Annotated in this window: 14 protein-coding genes; 1 reads left to right on the top strand and 13 read right to left on the bottom strand. The window is 72.1% G+C overall.

All coding sequences use genetic code 11. From position 1 onward, the window contains the following. Positions 1-64: 64 nt before the first annotated feature. From metK to pyrR, 12 genes are all read right to left on the bottom strand, one after another. Positions 65-1,267 carry a methionine adenosyltransferase gene (gene metK / locus EDD40_RS34170; protein WP_170185288.1) on the bottom strand — a complete coding sequence of 401 codons (1,203 nt, stop codon included), beginning with the start codon at positions 1,265-1,267 and terminating at the stop codon, positions 65-67. 63 nt (positions 1,268-1,330) lie between these two features. Further along, entirely contained in the window at positions 1,331-2,569 is a 1,239-nt protein-coding gene (coaBC, locus tag EDD40_RS34165; protein WP_123746573.1) for a bifunctional phosphopantothenoylcysteine decarboxylase/phosphopantothenate--cysteine ligase CoaBC, read from the bottom strand. Further along, entirely contained in the window at positions 2,566-2,844 is a 279-nt protein-coding gene (gene rpoZ, locus EDD40_RS34160; protein WP_053721631.1) for a DNA-directed RNA polymerase subunit omega, read from the bottom strand. The genes coaBC and rpoZ overlap by 4 nt, the downstream gene beginning before the upstream one ends. Positions 2,845-2,927: 83 nt before the next feature. Next, positions 2,928-3,527 (bottom strand): guanylate kinase, encoded by a 600-nt coding sequence (gmk, locus tag EDD40_RS34155; protein WP_123746572.1) that lies wholly within the window; start codon positions 3,525-3,527, stop codon positions 2,928-2,930. Further along, positions 3,524-3,841 carry an integration host factor, actinobacterial type gene (gene mihF, locus EDD40_RS34150; protein ID WP_077005726.1) on the bottom strand — a complete coding sequence of 106 codons (318 nt, stop codon included), beginning with the start codon at positions 3,839-3,841 and terminating at the stop codon, positions 3,524-3,526. The genes gmk and mihF overlap by 4 nt, the downstream gene beginning before the upstream one ends. 301 nt (positions 3,842-4,142) lie before the next feature. Beyond that, complete coding sequence (pyrF, locus tag EDD40_RS34145) at positions 4,143-4,943, bottom strand: orotidine-5'-phosphate decarboxylase (protein ID WP_123748498.1); 801 nt, start codon at positions 4,941-4,943, stop codon at positions 4,143-4,145. A gap of 29 nt (positions 4,944-4,972) precedes the next feature. After that, positions 4,973-8,287 carry a carbamoyl-phosphate synthase large subunit gene (carB, locus tag EDD40_RS34140; RefSeq protein ID WP_123746571.1) on the bottom strand — a complete coding sequence of 1,105 codons (3,315 nt, stop codon included), beginning with the start codon at positions 8,285-8,287 and terminating at the stop codon, positions 4,973-4,975. Beyond that, positions 8,287-9,414: a glutamine-hydrolyzing carbamoyl-phosphate synthase small subunit gene (gene carA / locus EDD40_RS34135; protein WP_123746570.1), complete on the bottom strand. Its 1,128-nt coding sequence runs from the start codon at positions 9,412-9,414 to the stop codon at positions 8,287-8,289. The genes carB and carA overlap by 1 nt, the downstream gene beginning before the upstream one ends. After that, positions 9,411-9,896, bottom strand: coding sequence for a PH-like domain-containing protein (locus EDD40_RS34130; protein WP_123746569.1), 486 nt, complete (start codon positions 9,894-9,896; stop codon positions 9,411-9,413). Before EDD40_RS34130 ends, carA begins: the two co-directional genes overlap by 4 nt. Then, positions 9,893-11,173, bottom strand: coding sequence for a dihydroorotase (locus EDD40_RS34125; protein WP_123746568.1), 1,281 nt, complete (start codon positions 11,171-11,173; stop codon positions 9,893-9,895). The genes EDD40_RS34130 and EDD40_RS34125 overlap by 4 nt, the downstream gene beginning before the upstream one ends. Further along, a complete protein-coding gene (locus tag EDD40_RS34120) occupies positions 11,170-12,129 on the bottom strand; it encodes an aspartate carbamoyltransferase catalytic subunit (RefSeq protein WP_123746567.1) in 960 nt (319 codons plus the stop codon). Before EDD40_RS34120 ends, EDD40_RS34125 begins: the two co-directional genes overlap by 4 nt. Further along, the gene (gene pyrR / locus EDD40_RS34115; RefSeq protein ID WP_123746566.1) at positions 12,126-12,698 is read right to left on the bottom strand and encodes a bifunctional pyr operon transcriptional regulator/uracil phosphoribosyltransferase PyrR; all 573 of its coding nucleotides are present in this window, start codon (positions 12,696-12,698) and stop codon (positions 12,126-12,128) included. The genes EDD40_RS34120 and pyrR overlap by 4 nt, the downstream gene beginning before the upstream one ends. A gap of 257 nt (positions 12,699-12,955) precedes the next feature. Here pyrR and bldD point away from each other — a divergent pair, with 257 nt between their 5' ends. Further along, on the top strand, positions 12,956-13,444 hold the full coding sequence (gene bldD, locus EDD40_RS34110) for a transcriptional regulator BldD (protein ID WP_015103676.1): 489 nt from the start codon (positions 12,956-12,958) through the stop codon (positions 13,442-13,444). Between the two features lie 129 nt (positions 13,445-13,573). Here the strand turns inward: bldD and nusB are convergent, their stop codons facing one another. Beyond that, positions 13,574-13,993, bottom strand: a complete 420-nt coding sequence (nusB, locus tag EDD40_RS34105) for a transcription antitermination factor NusB (protein ID WP_123746565.1) — start codon at positions 13,991-13,993, stop codon at positions 13,574-13,576. Between the last annotated feature and the right edge of the window lies 1 nt (position 13,994).

Raw genomic sequence — 13,994 nt, 5'->3', positions numbered from 1 at the left:
CACGCCACCCCGAGATCGGAGTGCCGTGCCCGTCCTGGAGATCGGCTCGACCGCGCCGGAGCGGTCAGGCGCCGGCGGCGGCGCGGAGGGCGTCGGCCCGGTCCGTGCTCTCCCACGGCAGGTCGACGTCGGTGCGGCCGAAGTGGCCGTACGCGGCGGTCGGGGCGTAGATCGGGCGCAGCAGGTCCAGGTCGCGGATGATCGCGGCCGGGCGGAGGTCGAAGACCTCGCCGATCGCCTGCTGGATCTTGGTCGGGTCGACCGTCTCGGTGCCGAAGGTCTCCACGAACAGGCCGACCGGGGCGGCCTTGCCGATGGCGTACGCCACCTGCACCTCGATGCGCGTGGCCAGGCCCGCGGCCACCGCGTTCTTCGCCACCCAGCGCATCGCGTACGCCGCGGACCGGTCCACCTTCGACGGGTCCTTGCCGGAGAACGCGCCGCCGCCGTGGCGGGCCATGCCGCCGTAGGTGTCGACGATGATCTTGCGACCGGTCAGGCCGGCGTCACCCATCGGGCCGCCGATGACGAACCGGCCGGTCGGGTTGACCAGCAGCCGCACGTCCGAGGTGTCCAGGCCGAGCGCGTCGACCTCGGGGGCCACGACGTGCTGCCGGATGTCGACGCCGAGCAGCTTCTCCAGGTCGATGCCGTCCGCGTGCTGCGTGGACACCACGACGGTGTCCAGCCGCACCGGCTGGTCGCCCGCGTACTCGATGGTGACCTGGGTCTTGCCGTCGGGGCGCAGGTACGGCACCGTGCCGTCCTTGCGGACCGCGGTCAGCCGCCGCGACAGCCGGTGCGCCAGCGCGATCGGCAGCGGCATCAGCTCGGGGGTGTCGGTGCAGGCGTAGCCGAACATGAGGCCCTGGTCGCCGGCGCCCTGCTTGGCGATCTCGTCCTCGGTGCCCTCGACCCGCTTCTCGAACGCGGTGTCCACGCCCTGCGCGATGTCGGGCGACTGCGAGCCGATGGCCACGTTCACGCCGCACGAGTAGCCGTCGAAGCCCTTGGCCGACGAGTCGTAGCCGATCTCGACGATCTTGTCCCGCACGATCGACGGGATGTCGGCGTACGCCTCGGTCGTGACCTCGCCCGCCACGTGCACCTGGCCGGTGGTGACCATCGTCTCCACCGCGACGCGCGAGCGCGGGTCCTTGGCCAGCAGCGCGTCGAGGATCGAGTCGCTGATGGCGTCGCAGATCTTGTCGGGGTGCCCTTCGGTCACCGACTCACTGGTGAACAGCCTGCTGCTGTGCTGGCTCACGACACTCCCTAACTGTCCGATCTGCGAATGGTGCCAAGCTTACTGAGCGCCCGGGCGCGAACGTCACCGTTCGACGGTCGGGGCGACGGCGTCCCACAATGCGGACGCCAGCCGCGCCTTCGAGCCGTGCGGGATCGGGGTCTCCGCGCCGTCGGCGGACAGCAGCCAGCCGGCGTTGTCCTCGACCTCGAAGGCGCGACCGTCGCCGACGGCGTTGACCACGAGCCAGTCGCAGCCCTTGCGCTCGAGCTTCGCGCGGCCGTAGTCGAGCACACCGGTGTCGGCGTCCCCGGTCTCGGCCGCGAACCCCACGACGACCTGGCCCGGCCGCCGGGCGGCGACCAGCTCGGCCAGGATGTCCGGGTTGCGGGTGAGGGCGACCGGGTCGGGGTCGCGATCGGTCTTCTTGATCTTGTGCTGGACCAGGTCCACCGGGCGGAAGTCGGCGACGGCCGCGGCCATCACCAGGACGTCGGCGGAGGCGGCGACGGCGTGCATCGCGTCCCGCAGCTCCAGCGCCGAGCCGACGCGCACGACGTCCACCCCGGCGGGCGCGACCAGGTCCGCGGTGTGCGCGGCGACCAGCGTCACCCGGGCGCCGCGCTGGGCGGCGACCCTGGCCAGCGCGAAGCCCTGCCGGCCGGACGAGCGGTTGCCCAGGAAGCGCACCGGGTCGAGCGGCTCGCGCGTGCCGCCCGCCGACACGGCGACGTGCACGCCCTCCAGGTCGCGCGGCAGCGCGCCGGGGCGCGCCAGCAGCAACCGGGCCAGGTCGACGATCTCGGCGGGCTCGGGCAGCCGGCCCTTGCCGGTGTCCTTGCCGGTCAACCGGCCGCTGGCGGGCTCGGCGACGATCACGCCGCGCGAGCGCAGCAGCGCCACGTTGGCCCGGGTCGCCGGGTGCTCCCACATCTCGGTGTGCATCGCCGGCACGAGCAGGACCGGGCAGCGCGCGGTCAGCAGCGTGTTGGTGAGCAGGTCGTCGGCCAGGCCGTGGGCGGCCTTCGCGATCAGGTTCGCCGTGGCGGGCGCGACGACGACCAGGTCGGCGTGCTGGCCCAGCTTCACGTGCGGCACCGAGGGGACGTCCTCGAACACCCCGGTCTGCACGGGCCGGCCGGACAGCGCCTCGAACGTGGCCGCGCCGACGAACTTCAGCGCGCCCTCCGTGGGCACGACGCGCACGTCGTGGCCGGACTCGGTGAGCCGGCGCAGCACCTCGCACGCCTTGTAGGCGGCGATGCCCCCGCCCACCCCGAGGATCACGGTGGGGCGTTCGGGGGCGGCGACGGCCTCGGTCACTCGCCCTCGGTGTGCTCGAGGAGACCCGCGTGGATCTCCCGGAGCGCGATCGACAGCGGCTTCTCGCGCGGGCCCGGCTCGACCAGCGGGCCGACGTACTCGAGCAGGCCCTCGCCGAGCTGCGCGTAGTAGTCGTTGATCTGGCGCGCGCGCTTGGCGGCGTAGATCACCAGCGCGTACTTCGAGCTGACCTGCTCCAGGAGGTCGTCGATCGGCGGGTTGGTGATGCCCTCCGGAGTACCCGAGAGCGGGCCCAGCTCGGTGTGCGTGGTCACTCGTCAACGCTCCTGCGGTTCAGGGGTGGGTCTGTGCTGCCATCGTGTCGAGACAACCGTCCCGCGCCTCGCGACGCGCGTGCTCACGCGTCGGGCGCCGGGCCGACCACCAAGTTTAGCAAGCTCGCGGCGGCGGACCGCACGTCGTCGTTCACCACGACCTCGTCGAACTCCGGCTCGGCCGCCAGTTCCTCCCTGGCGATCTCCAACCGGCGGGCGACGACGGCGGGGTCCTCGGTGCCGCGGCCGGTCAACCGGCCGACCAGGTCCTCCCACGACGGCGGGGCCAGCATGACCAGCCGGGCCTCCGGCATCGCGACCCGGACCTGCCGGGCGCCCTGCAGCTCGATCTCCAGCAGGGACGGCGTGCCGGCCGCCAGGGCCAGCTCCACCGGCGCCTTGGGGGTGCCGTAGCAGTTGCCCGCGAACTCGGCGTGCTCCAGGAGCTCGCCCCTGGCGACCATCTCGCGGAACTCGGCGGTGTCGACGAAGTGGTAGTGCACCCCGTCGACCTCGCCCGGCCTCGGCTTCCTCGTGGTCACCGAGACGCTGAAGTGGATCTCCGGTTCCATCCGGCGCAGCTCGGCCAGCACGCTGGACTTGCCGACGCCGGACGGACCGGACAGAACGGTGAGGCGGGGCCGGGCGCGAACGCCCGACCCCACCCCGGTGCCATCACTCACTCGCCGCTGAACTCGGTGAGCAGCGCCTTGCGCTGCCGCTCACCCAGGCCGCGCAGCCGACGGGACGGAGCGATCTCAAGGCGCTCCATGATCTGCTGCGCACGCACCTTGCCGACGCCCGGAAGCGCCTCGAGCAGCGCGGACACCTTCATCTTGCCAAGGACCTCGTCGCTCTCGGCGGCCTTCAGCACGTCGGTCAGGTTCGTGCCGCCACGCTTGAGGCGCTCCTTGAGCTCAGCCCGAGTGCGACGAGCGGCAGCAGCCTTCTCCAGCGCTGCGGCCCGCTGCTCCTCGGTAAGCTGGGGAAGGGCCACGATTTCCTCCGTGGTGTGGGAATTTCAATTCTGGATCGGTGCCGCGACCGTACCGAGCGCAATTGCCTGGGTACAACGTGGGTCCCAGTCAGGTGAATCTTTCAGCGCTGGAGTGGTTGCGGCGGGTGGTAGTAGTACCAACACCCACCGACAAGCCCGTCACCGCCACCGGTAACGCCTTGCGCACGCCGTGTGTGGTATGCGCTCGATGGGTGATGGACCTGTCGGTGGGCAGGACCGTACCAGGGAACGTTTGCGCAGGTGAGCGGACCACGTGAAGCGTGTCGCGATTTGATCGTGATCACATCTCCAGGGAGCGCCGCACGGCGGCCGCCGCCGACCGCAACTTTGCGGCTTCCGGGCCGTGCCTGAGCACGTCCCGGGAGGTCGTCGGGAGCACCCCGCGCAGGTCCGCGCCGAAGAGCGCGCGCAGGTCCGCGACGGTCGCGCCCTGGGCCCCGAAACCGGGCGCGAGGACGTATCCGTGCAGGTCGGAGAGGTCCAGCCGGTGCTCGCCGACGGTCGCGCCGACCACCAGGCCGACGTCGCCGAGCGGTTCGAGACCGGCGTTCGCGCGGGCCGCGGCGTCCACGACCGACTGCGCCACGGAACGCCCGTCGGGCCCCACCGCGCGCTGCACCGAGGCGCCCTCGGGATTCGAAGTCAACGCGAGGACGAATATTCCGCGACCGCTCGCGGCGGCGGCTTCCAGGGCCGGGTCGAGCGACCCGAAGCCGAGGTACGGCGACGCGGTGACCGCGTCGCCGGCCAGCGGGGAGCCCTCGGTGAGGTACGCCGCCGCGTACGCCGCCATCGTGGAGCCGATGTCGCCGCGCTTCGCGTCCACCAGCACGAGCGTGCCGCTGTCCCTGAGGTCCGCCACGACCCGTTCCAGCACCGCCACGCCCCGTGACCCGTGCGCCTCGAAGAAAGCCGCCTGCGGCTTCACCAGCGCCACGTGGCCGCCGAACGCCTCCACGCACGTCAGCGCGAACCGCTCCAGCCCCGCGGCGTCCTGGGAGAGGCCCCAGGACGCCAGCAGGCCGGGGTGCGGGTCGATGCCCACGCACAGGGGGCCGTGCTCGGCCACCGCCTTCGCCATCCGCGCGCCGAACCTCTGGCCGACGACCCTCACGCGTCACCCCGCAGGGCCGCCTGGAGGGCCTGGAGGGGCCGCACGCCGATGTCGCCGCGGATCGCGGCCTCGATGCCGTGCACGGCCGCCGCCGCGCCCTGGATCGTGGTCACGCAGGGGATGTCCTTGGCCACGGCCGCGGTGCGGATCTCGTAGCCGTCCACGCGTGGCCCGTGGTTGCCGTACGGGGTGTTGATGATCATGTCGACGGTGCCCGCGAGGATGGCGTCCACGATGTTGTCGGCGCCCTCGAAGTGCTTGCGCACGATCGTGCAGGGGATGCCGTTGCGGCGCAGCACCTCGGCCGTGCCGGCGGTGGCCAGCACCTCGAAGCCCAGGTCGGCGAGCCGCTTGACCGGGAAGATCATGGCCCGCTTGTCCCGGTTGGCCACCGACACGAACACCCGGCCCGACGTGGGCAGGGAGCCGTAGGAGGCGGTCTGGGACTTGGCGTAGGCCATGCCGAAGGACACGTCGATGCCCATGACCTCGCCGGTCGACTTCATCTCCGGGCCGAGCAGCGAGTCGACGCCCTTGCCCTCCGGCGTGCGGAACCGGTGGAACGGCAGCACGGCCTCCTTGACGGCGACCGGGGCGTGCGGCGGCAGCTTGGCGCCGTCGCCGGTCTTGGGCAGCAGCCCCTCGGTGCGCAGCTGGGCCACGGTGGCGCCGAGCATGATCCGGGCGGCGGCCTTGGCCAGCGGCACCGCCGTGGCCTTGGAGACGAACGGGACGGTGCGCGAGGCGCGCGGGTTGGCCTCCAGGACGTACAGCACGTCGTCCTTGAGGGCGTACTGCACGTTGAGCAGGCCGCGCACGCCGATGCCCTCGGCGATGGCCAGCGTGGACCGCCGGACCGCCTCGACGTCGGACTCGCCGAGCGTGATCGGCGGCAGGGCGCACGCCGAGTCGCCGGAGTGCACGCCGGCCTCCTCGATGTGTTCCATCACACCCCCGATGAACACCTCGTGGCCGTCGTAGAGGGCGTCCACGTCGATCTCGATGGCGTCGTCGAGGAACCGGTCGACCAGCACCGGGTGCTCCGGGCTGACCTCGGTGGCGCGCTGGATGTAGCCCTGGAGGGTGTCCTCGTCGTAGACGATCTCCATGCCGCGACCGCCGAGCACGTACGACGGCCGCACCAGCACCGGGTAGCCGATCTCGTCGGCGATGGCCTTGGCCTGCGCGAACGAGGTGGCCATGCCGTACTTCGGGGCGGGCAGCCCGGCGTCGGCGAGGACCTGGCCGAACGCGCCGCGCTCCTCGGCGAGGTGGATGGCGTGCGGCGGGGTGCCCACGATGGGCACGCCCGCGTCCGCCAGCCGCCGCGCCAGGCCCAGCGGCGTCTGGCCGCCGAGCTGCACGATCACGCCCACGACCGTGCCGGAGCGCTGCTCGGAGTGGAACACCTCCAGCACGTCCTCGAACGTCAGCGGCTCGAAGTACAGCCGGTCCGCCGTGTCGTAGTCGGTGGAGACGGTCTCCGGGTTGCAGTTGACCATCACGGTCTCGTACCCGGCCGCGCGCAGCGCCATGGCCGCGTGCACGCACGAGTAGTCGAACTCGATGCCCTGCCCGATCCGGTTCGGTCCCGAGCCGAGGATCAGCACCTTCGGCTTGTCGCGCTGCTCGGCGACCTCGCTCTCGGCGTCGGGGTCCAGCTCGTAGGCCGAGTAGTGGTAGGGCGTCTTGGCGGCGAACTCGGCGGCGCAGGTGTCCACCGTCTTGAACACCGGCCGCACGGCCAGCCGGTGGCGCAGCGAGCGCACGCCGTCCTCGCCGGCCAGCTCCGGGCGCAGCGCGGCGACCTGCCGGTCGGACAGGCCCGCCCGCTTGGCCTTGCGCAGCAGCCGCTCGTCCAGCACGGGCGCGTCCTCGAGCTCGCCGCGCAGGTCGACCAGCCAGGCCAGCTGCTCGATGAACCACGGGTCGATCCGCGAGGCCTCGTGCACCTGCTCGATCGTCGCGCCGAGGCGCAGCGCGCGGTCCACCGTGTACAGACGCCCGTCGTGGCCGTTGCGCAGGGCGTCCAGAGTGGACTCCAGCGTCACGGCGGGGTCGGTGCCCGAAGGGTCGGGCACGGTCCAGAAACCGGCGGCTTTCGTCTCCATGGACCGCAACGCCTTGCCCAGGGCCTCCACGAAGCTGCGGCCGATGGACATCGCCTCGCCGACCGACTTCATGGTCGTGGTGAGGGTGCTGTCCGCGCCGGGGAACTTCTCGAACGCGAACCGCGGCACCTTCACCACGACGTAGTCCAGCGTCGGTTCGAAACTGGCCGGAGTTTCACCGGTGATGTCGTTCTGGATCTCGTCGAGCGTGTAGCCGATGGCGAGTTTCGCGGCGATCTTGGCGATCGGGAAACCGGTCGCTTTCGACGCCAACGCGGACGAGCGGGAGACGCGCGGGTTCATTTCGATGACGACCATGCGGCCGTTCCCGGGGTGGATCGCGAACTGGATGTTGCAGCCGCCGGTGTCCACCCCGACCTCGCGGATGACCGCGATGCCGACGTCGCGCATGTGCTGGTACTCGCGGTCGGTGAGCGTCATCGCCGGGGCCACGGTCACCGAGTCGCCGGTGTGCACGCCCATCGGGTCGATGTTCTCGATGGAGCAGACGACGACCACGTTGTCGTTGCGGTCGCGCATCAGCTCCAGCTCGTACTCCTTCCAGCCGAGCACGCTCTCCTCGACCAGCACCTCGGTGACCGGGGACTCGGCCAGGCCGCTCGCGGCCAGCCGCTCCAGCTCCTCGGGGGTGTGCGCCATGCCGGAGCCGAGGCCGCCCATGGTGAACGACGGCCGGATGACGACCGGCAGGCCCAGGTCGGCGACGGTCGCGCGGACGTCCTCCATGGTCTTGCAGACCGCGCTGCGCGGCACGTCCGCGCCGATCTTGCGGACCAGGTCCTTGAAGATCTGCCGGTCCTCGCCGCGCTGGATGGCGTCGATGTCCGCGCCGATCAGCTCGACGTCGTACTTCTCCAGGACGCCGCGCTCGTGCAGCGCGATGGCGGTGTTCAACGCGGTCTGGCCGCCCAGCGTGGCCAGGATGGCGTCCGGCCGCTCGGCCGCGATGACCTTCTCCACGAACTCCGGCGTGATCGGCTCGACGTAGGTGGCGTCGGCGAACTCCGGGTCCGTCATGATCGTCGCCGGGTTGGAGTTGACCAGGGAGACCCGCAGGCCCTCCTCGCGCAGCACCCGGCACGCCTGGGTGCCGGAGTAGTCGAACTCGCAGGCCTGGCCGATGACGATCGGGCCGGAGCCGATGACCAGCACGTGCTTGAGATCAGTCCTCTTCGGCATCAGCGGCCCTCGCCCATCATCGTCACGAACTCGTCGAACAGCGGTGCGGCGTCGTGGGGACCGGCCGCGGCTTCGGGGTGGTACTGCACGCTGAACGCGGGCACGTCCAAGGCCCGCACGCCCTCGACCGTGCCGTCGTTGGGGCAGTAGTGGCTCAGCAGCACGCGGCCGAAGTCGGAGCTGAACTCCTCCCCCGGCTCGCCCTCCAGCGCGAACCCGTGGTTCTGCGCGGTGATCGCCACCTTGCCGGTCGCCACGTCGATCACCGGGATGTTGATGCCCCGGTGGCCGTAGCGCAGCTTGTAGGTGTCGCGGCCGAGCGCGCGGCCGAGGATCTGGTTGCCGAAGCAGATGCCGAACAGCGGGATCCGCCGGTCGAGCACGCCGCGGGTCAGCTCGACCGCGTGCGCCTGGGTGGCCGGGTCGCCCGGCCCGTTGGACAGGAACACGCCGTCCGGCCGCACCGCGACCAGGTCGTCCAGGGTCGAGGTCAGCGGCAGCACGTGCACCTCGATGCCCCGCTCGGCCATCATCCGCGGCGTGTTGGACTTGATGCCCAGGTCGAGCGCGGCGACGGTGAGGCGGCGCTCGCCGACGGCCTCGACCACGTACGGCTCGGGCGTGGTCACGTCGCCCGCGAGGTCCGCGCCCACCATGGCGGGCGCGCTGCGGACGCGGTCCAGCATCTCCTCGACGCCGCCGAGGTCGTCGCCGGAGAACACGCCCGCGCGCATCGCGCCCTGCTCGCGCAGGTGGCGGGTCAGCATCCGGGTGTCGACGCCGGAGATGCCCACGACGCCCTGACCGGCCAGCGCGTCGTCCAGGGTGCGGGTGGACCGCCAGTTGGACGGCACCCGCGCCGGGTCGCGCACCACGTAGCCGGAGACCCAGATGCGGCCCGACTCGTCGTCCTCGTCGTTCCAGCCGGTGTTGCCGATCTGCGGCGCGGTCTGCACCACGATCTGGCGGTGGTAGGACGGGTCGGTCAGGGTCTCCTGGTAGCCCGTCATGCCGGTGGAGAACACCACCTCGCCCAGGCTCGCGCCGACCGCGCCGTAGGCCTCACCGCGGAACACGCGGCCGTCTTCCAGCACCAGTGCCGCGTTCGTCTTGACCGAGTTGTTCATGCGGGGCCTCCCAGCGCTTGCACCCACTGCTCGTACACGTCCTTGTCGTCGCCCCGGAACCCGGTGTCGAACACCTGGTCGCCGAGGTGCCAGCGCACGACCAGCAGGCCGTCCGCCGTCATCACCTTGCCCGCGAGGCCGCGGGCCGTCCGGGCGCCGTCCACCCGGTCCGCCGGGATCCACAGCGCGCTCGCGCCGGTGCGCTCCACCAGCACGCCGCTCTCGGTGAGCTTGAGGGTCGCCTCGGCGCGGTGGCCGATGTCGCCGACCGCCACCCGGTCCTGCCAGTCGTCGCCGATGGTGGTGCCGACGTACACGCCGGTCGTCTCCAGCATCGTCGCGCCGGTCTCGGCGGGCGGCTGCGGGAACTCCGGCAGCACCCCGGCCTGCCGGCGGGCGCGCCGCCGCCAGCCGTGCCACATGCCGTACAGGCACAGCAGGAAGATCGCCAGCACGGCGAGGGAGAGCAGCACCCGCGTCATGCCGGAATCCTTCCGCCGACCGCCGTCACGCGCCCGCGCAGCAGGGTCGCGACCACCGCGCCGGGCAGCTCCATGCCCTCGAACGGGGTGTTGGCCGCGATGCTGGCGAACTCCGCGCCGCGCACCGTCCAGGTGGCGTCCGGGTCGACCAGGACGAGGTTGGCGGGCTCGCCGACCTCGATCGGCCGGCCCTGGTCGGGCAGGCCCGCGATCCCGGCGGGCCGCTCGCTCATCACCCGCGCCACGCCCCGCCAGTCCAGCAGACCGGTCTTGACCATGGTCTCCACCACGATCGACAGCGCGGTCTGCAGGCCGAGCATGCCGGGCCGGGCGGCGGACCACTCGGTGTCCTTGTCCTGCACGGCGTGCGGCGCGTGGTCGGTGGCCACGCAGTCGATGACGCCCTCGGCGAGCGCCCGGCGCAGCACCTCGACGTCGGCCGCCGTGCGCAGCGGCGGGTTGACCTTGTTCACCGGGTCGTAGGTGGCCAGCCGCTCGTCGGTCAGCAGCAGGTGGTGCGGCGTGACCTCGGCGGAGACCTCCGTGCCGCGGGCCTTGGCCCACCTGAGCACGTCGGCGGTGCCGGTGGTGGAGACGTGGCAGACGTGCAGCCGGGCGCCCGCGTGCAGCGCCAGCAGGCAGTCCCGGGCCACGATCGACTCCTCGGCGGCGGCGGGCCAGCCCTGCAGGCCCAGCCGGGAGGCCTGCTCGCCCTCGTGCGCCTGCGCGCCCACGGTGAGCCGGGGCTCCTCCGCGTGCTGCGCGACGACCACGTCCAGCGCCTTGCTGTACTCCAGCGCGCGCCGCATGATCAGCGGGTCGTGCACGCAGTGGCCGTCGTCGGAGAACATCCGCGCGCCGGCCTTGGCCATCGTGCCCAGCTCGGCGAGCTTGACGCCCTCCAGGCCGACGGTGACCGCGCCGACCGGGTGCACGTCGACCAGGCCGACCTCGCGGCCGCGCCGGGCGACGTGCCGGACGACGACCTCGTTGTCCGCGACCGGGCTCGTGTTGGCCATGGCGAACACCGCCGTGTAGCCGCCCAGCGCGGCGGCGGCCGAGCCGGTGGCGATGGTCTCGGTGTCCTCGCGGCCGGGTTCGCGCAGGTGGGTGTGCAGGTCGACGAAGCCGGGCAGCAGGACCGCGCCGTTCCCCTCGACCACGTCCGCGTCCTCGGTGATCCCACCGATCGCGGCGATCACGCCGTCGCGGATCAGCACATCGGTCGGGTCGCCCTCGCCGTACGGTCGTACTCCCTTGAGGATCAAGGGGTTCACGCGGTCTCCTCCTCGTGGGCAAGCAGGTGGTAGAGCACGGCCATGCGCACGTGCACGCCGTTGCGCACCTGGTCGGTGATGGCGGCGCGGGGCGAGTCGGCGACCGCCGAGGCGATCTCCATGCCGCGCAGCATCGGACCGGGGTGCAGCACGACGGCGTGCCCGGGCAGCAGCTCCAGCCGCCGCTCGCTCAGGCCGTAGGCGATCGAGTACTCGCGGGCCGACGGGAAGAAGTGCCCGTTGCCTCCCGCGCCGGCGGGCCCGCCGTACATCCGCTCGGCCTGCACCCTCAGCAGCATGACCGCGTCGAGGCTGGGCAGCTCGGCGTCCAGCTCGTGCGAGACGGTCACCGGCCAGCGCTCCACCCCGGTCGGCAGCAGCGTCGGCGGCGCGACCAGCGTCACGTCCGCGCCCAGGGCGGTGAGCAGGTGCACGTTGGACCGGGCGACCCGGCTGTGCAGCACGTCGCCGACGATCGCGATCCGGCGGTCCCGCAGGTCGCCGAGGCGTTCCCGCAGGGTGGCCGCGTCGAGCAGGGCCTGGGTGGGGTGCTCGTGCATCCCGTCGCCGGCATTGACCACCGACGTGCCCGCCTCGTGCAGCCAGCCGGCCAGCCGGTGGGCCGCGCCGGACGCCGGGTGCCGCACGATGACGCAGTCCGCGCCCGCCGCGGCCAGGGTCAGCGCCGTGTCGCGCAGCGACTCGCCCTTGCCCACGCTGGAGCCGGAGGACGAGACGTTCACCACGTCCGCGCTCATCCACTTGCCCGCGATCTCGAAGCTGACCCGGGTGCGGGTGGAGTTCTCGTAGAACATCGTGATGACCGTGCGACCGCGCAACGTCGGCAGTTTCCGCACCTCACGGCCTTCGAGGGCCTGCTTGAGGCTCGCCGCGGTGTCCAGGATGGCCGTCGCCTGGTCCGGGTCGAGGCCCTCGGTGGTGAGCAGGTGCTTCACCGCAGCACCACCCCGTCGCGCTGGTCGAACTCGTCCAGCAGCACGTGGACCTCCTCGGTGCGGGCCGTCGGCACGTTCTTGCCCACGTAGTCCGCGCGGATCGGCAGCTCGCGGTGGCCGCGGTCGACCAGGACGGCCAGCTGCACGGCGCGCGGGCGGCCGTGGTCGCGCAGGGCGTCGAGCGCGGCGCGGATCGTGCGACCGGAGAACAGCACGTCGTCCACCAGGACCACGAGCTTGTCGTCGACGCCGCCCTCGGGCAGCTTGGTCGCCTCCAGCGGGCGGGTGGGCCCTCGGCGCAGGTCGTCCCGGTAGAGGGTGACGTCCAGCGTGCCGGTCGGCACCTCGACACCCGAGAACTCGGCGATGCGGACGGCCAGCCGGCGGGCCAGCGGCGCTCCCCGGCTCGGAATCCCCATCAGGACTACTGCGGGTGCGCTCGGTGCATCAAGAGCGGTCTTCTCGATGATCTGATGGGCCATTCGGGCGACGGTGCGCGCGACGTCGCCGGCCGACAGGAGCTCTCGCTCCCCGGCCGGGTCCGTCGCGCCACGTTGACGTGGCGCCACGGTGGACCTCCTTCCCCGCCTCGCTGGACGGGTCCTTAAAGGACGTCGGACACCCGGCTGCGACCGGGCTGACCAGCACCGTATCAGGCGCGCGCGGTCAATCTTCCGGGTGGTGTGCGTGGTCTCGCCCACCTGTCCCAGCGAGATCAGCTTGACCTGGTGACCACGGAGAGCAATCATTACTCTGCGTATTGATCTAAGCCTCCCCGCGGCAGTCCCCTACCGGCTGACGGGGCGAATGAACGGAGAACCGCCACATGGGCGACTACGCCAAGGCGCTGGGGGCAAAGCTCCGCGCGATCCGCCAGCAGCAGGGCTTGTCTTTGCACGGCGTCGAGCAGAAGTCCGGCGGTCGCTGGAAGGCCGTGGTCGTCGGCTCGTACGAGCGCGGCGACCGCGCCGTGACCGTGCAGAAGCTCGCCGAGCTGGCCGACTTCTACGGCGTCCCGGTGGCCGAGCTGCTGCCGGAAGGTCGGGTGCCGTCCGGCGCGGAACCCGCCACGAAGATCGTCATCAACCTGGAACGGCTGCAACAGCTGCCGGCGGAGAAGGTCGGGCCGCTCGCGCGGTACGCGGCCACCATCCAGAGCCAGCGCGGCGACTACAACGGCAAGGTGCTGTCCATCCGGACCGAGGACCTGCGGTCGTTGGCGATCATCTACGACATGACGCCCGGCGAGCTGACCGAGCAGCTCATCGACTGGGGTGTGCTGCCTCCCGAGGCTCGTCCGGCCAAGGAGGACTGAGCACGCGAAAAGGGCCACCCGGTGGTTCGCCAACGGGTGGCCCTTCCGACCTGCGGCCTGCTCGTGGGCAGGCGCCGGGCGCGCGGCCGCGCGAGGTGCGGCCGCGGCGCGCGGCCGGGTGGCACGTGGCTAGAGCACGGCCCGGAGCTGGTCGGCGATGACCGCGATCCGGCCGAGCACGCCGTTGACGAACCGCGGCGAGTCGTCCGTGGACAGGCCCTTGGCCAGCTCGACCGCCTCGTCGATCGCGACCGCGTCCGGCACGTCCGCGGCCCACAGCAGCTCGTAGAGCCCGATCCGCAGCACCGCGCGGTCGACCGCCGGCATGCGCTGCAGCGTCCACCCCTCCGCGTGCTCGGAGATCAGGTCGTCGATGCGCGCGCGGTGCGCCGTGACGCCTTCCACCAGGACGATCGTGTAGTCGTTCACCGGCGGCACGTCCGTCGAACCGACCCGGTCCGCGATCAGCGTCACCGGGTCGGCGCCCCGCAGGTCGGCCTCGTAGAGGACGTCCAGCGCGCGTTTGCGGGCCTTGCTCCGTGCGCCCATC

The organism is Saccharothrix texasensis, from assembly GCF_003752005.1.
Taxonomy (GTDB): domain Bacteria; phylum Actinomycetota; class Actinomycetes; order Mycobacteriales; family Pseudonocardiaceae; genus Actinosynnema; species Actinosynnema texasense.
Note: the sequence above shows the minus strand (reverse complement) of the source record. Positions and strands in the feature narration are given on the sequence as shown.

Bases quoted from the DNA above. Each gene is read 5' to 3' on its own strand.
- pyrF (WP_123748498.1), bottom strand. From the start codon at position 4,943: ATGGCGAAGGCGGTGGCCGAGCACGGCCCCCTGTGCGTGGGCATCGAC.
- carB (WP_123746571.1), bottom strand. From the start codon at position 8,287: ATGCCGAAGAGGACTGATCTCAAGCACGTGCTGGTCATCGGCTCCGGC.
- carA (WP_123746570.1), bottom strand. From the start codon at position 9,414: ATGAACAACTCGGTCAAGACGAACGCGGCACTGGTGCTGGAAGACGGC.
- EDD40_RS34130 (WP_123746569.1), bottom strand. From the start codon at position 9,896: ATGACGCGGGTGCTGCTCTCCCTCGCCGTGCTGGCGATCTTCCTGCTG.
- bldD (WP_015103676.1), top strand. From the start codon at position 12,956: ATGGGCGACTACGCCAAGGCGCTGGGGGCAAAGCTCCGCGCGATCCGC.
- nusB (WP_123746565.1), bottom strand. From the start codon at position 13,993: ATGGGCGCACGGAGCAAGGCCCGCAAACGCGCGCTGGACGTCCTCTAC.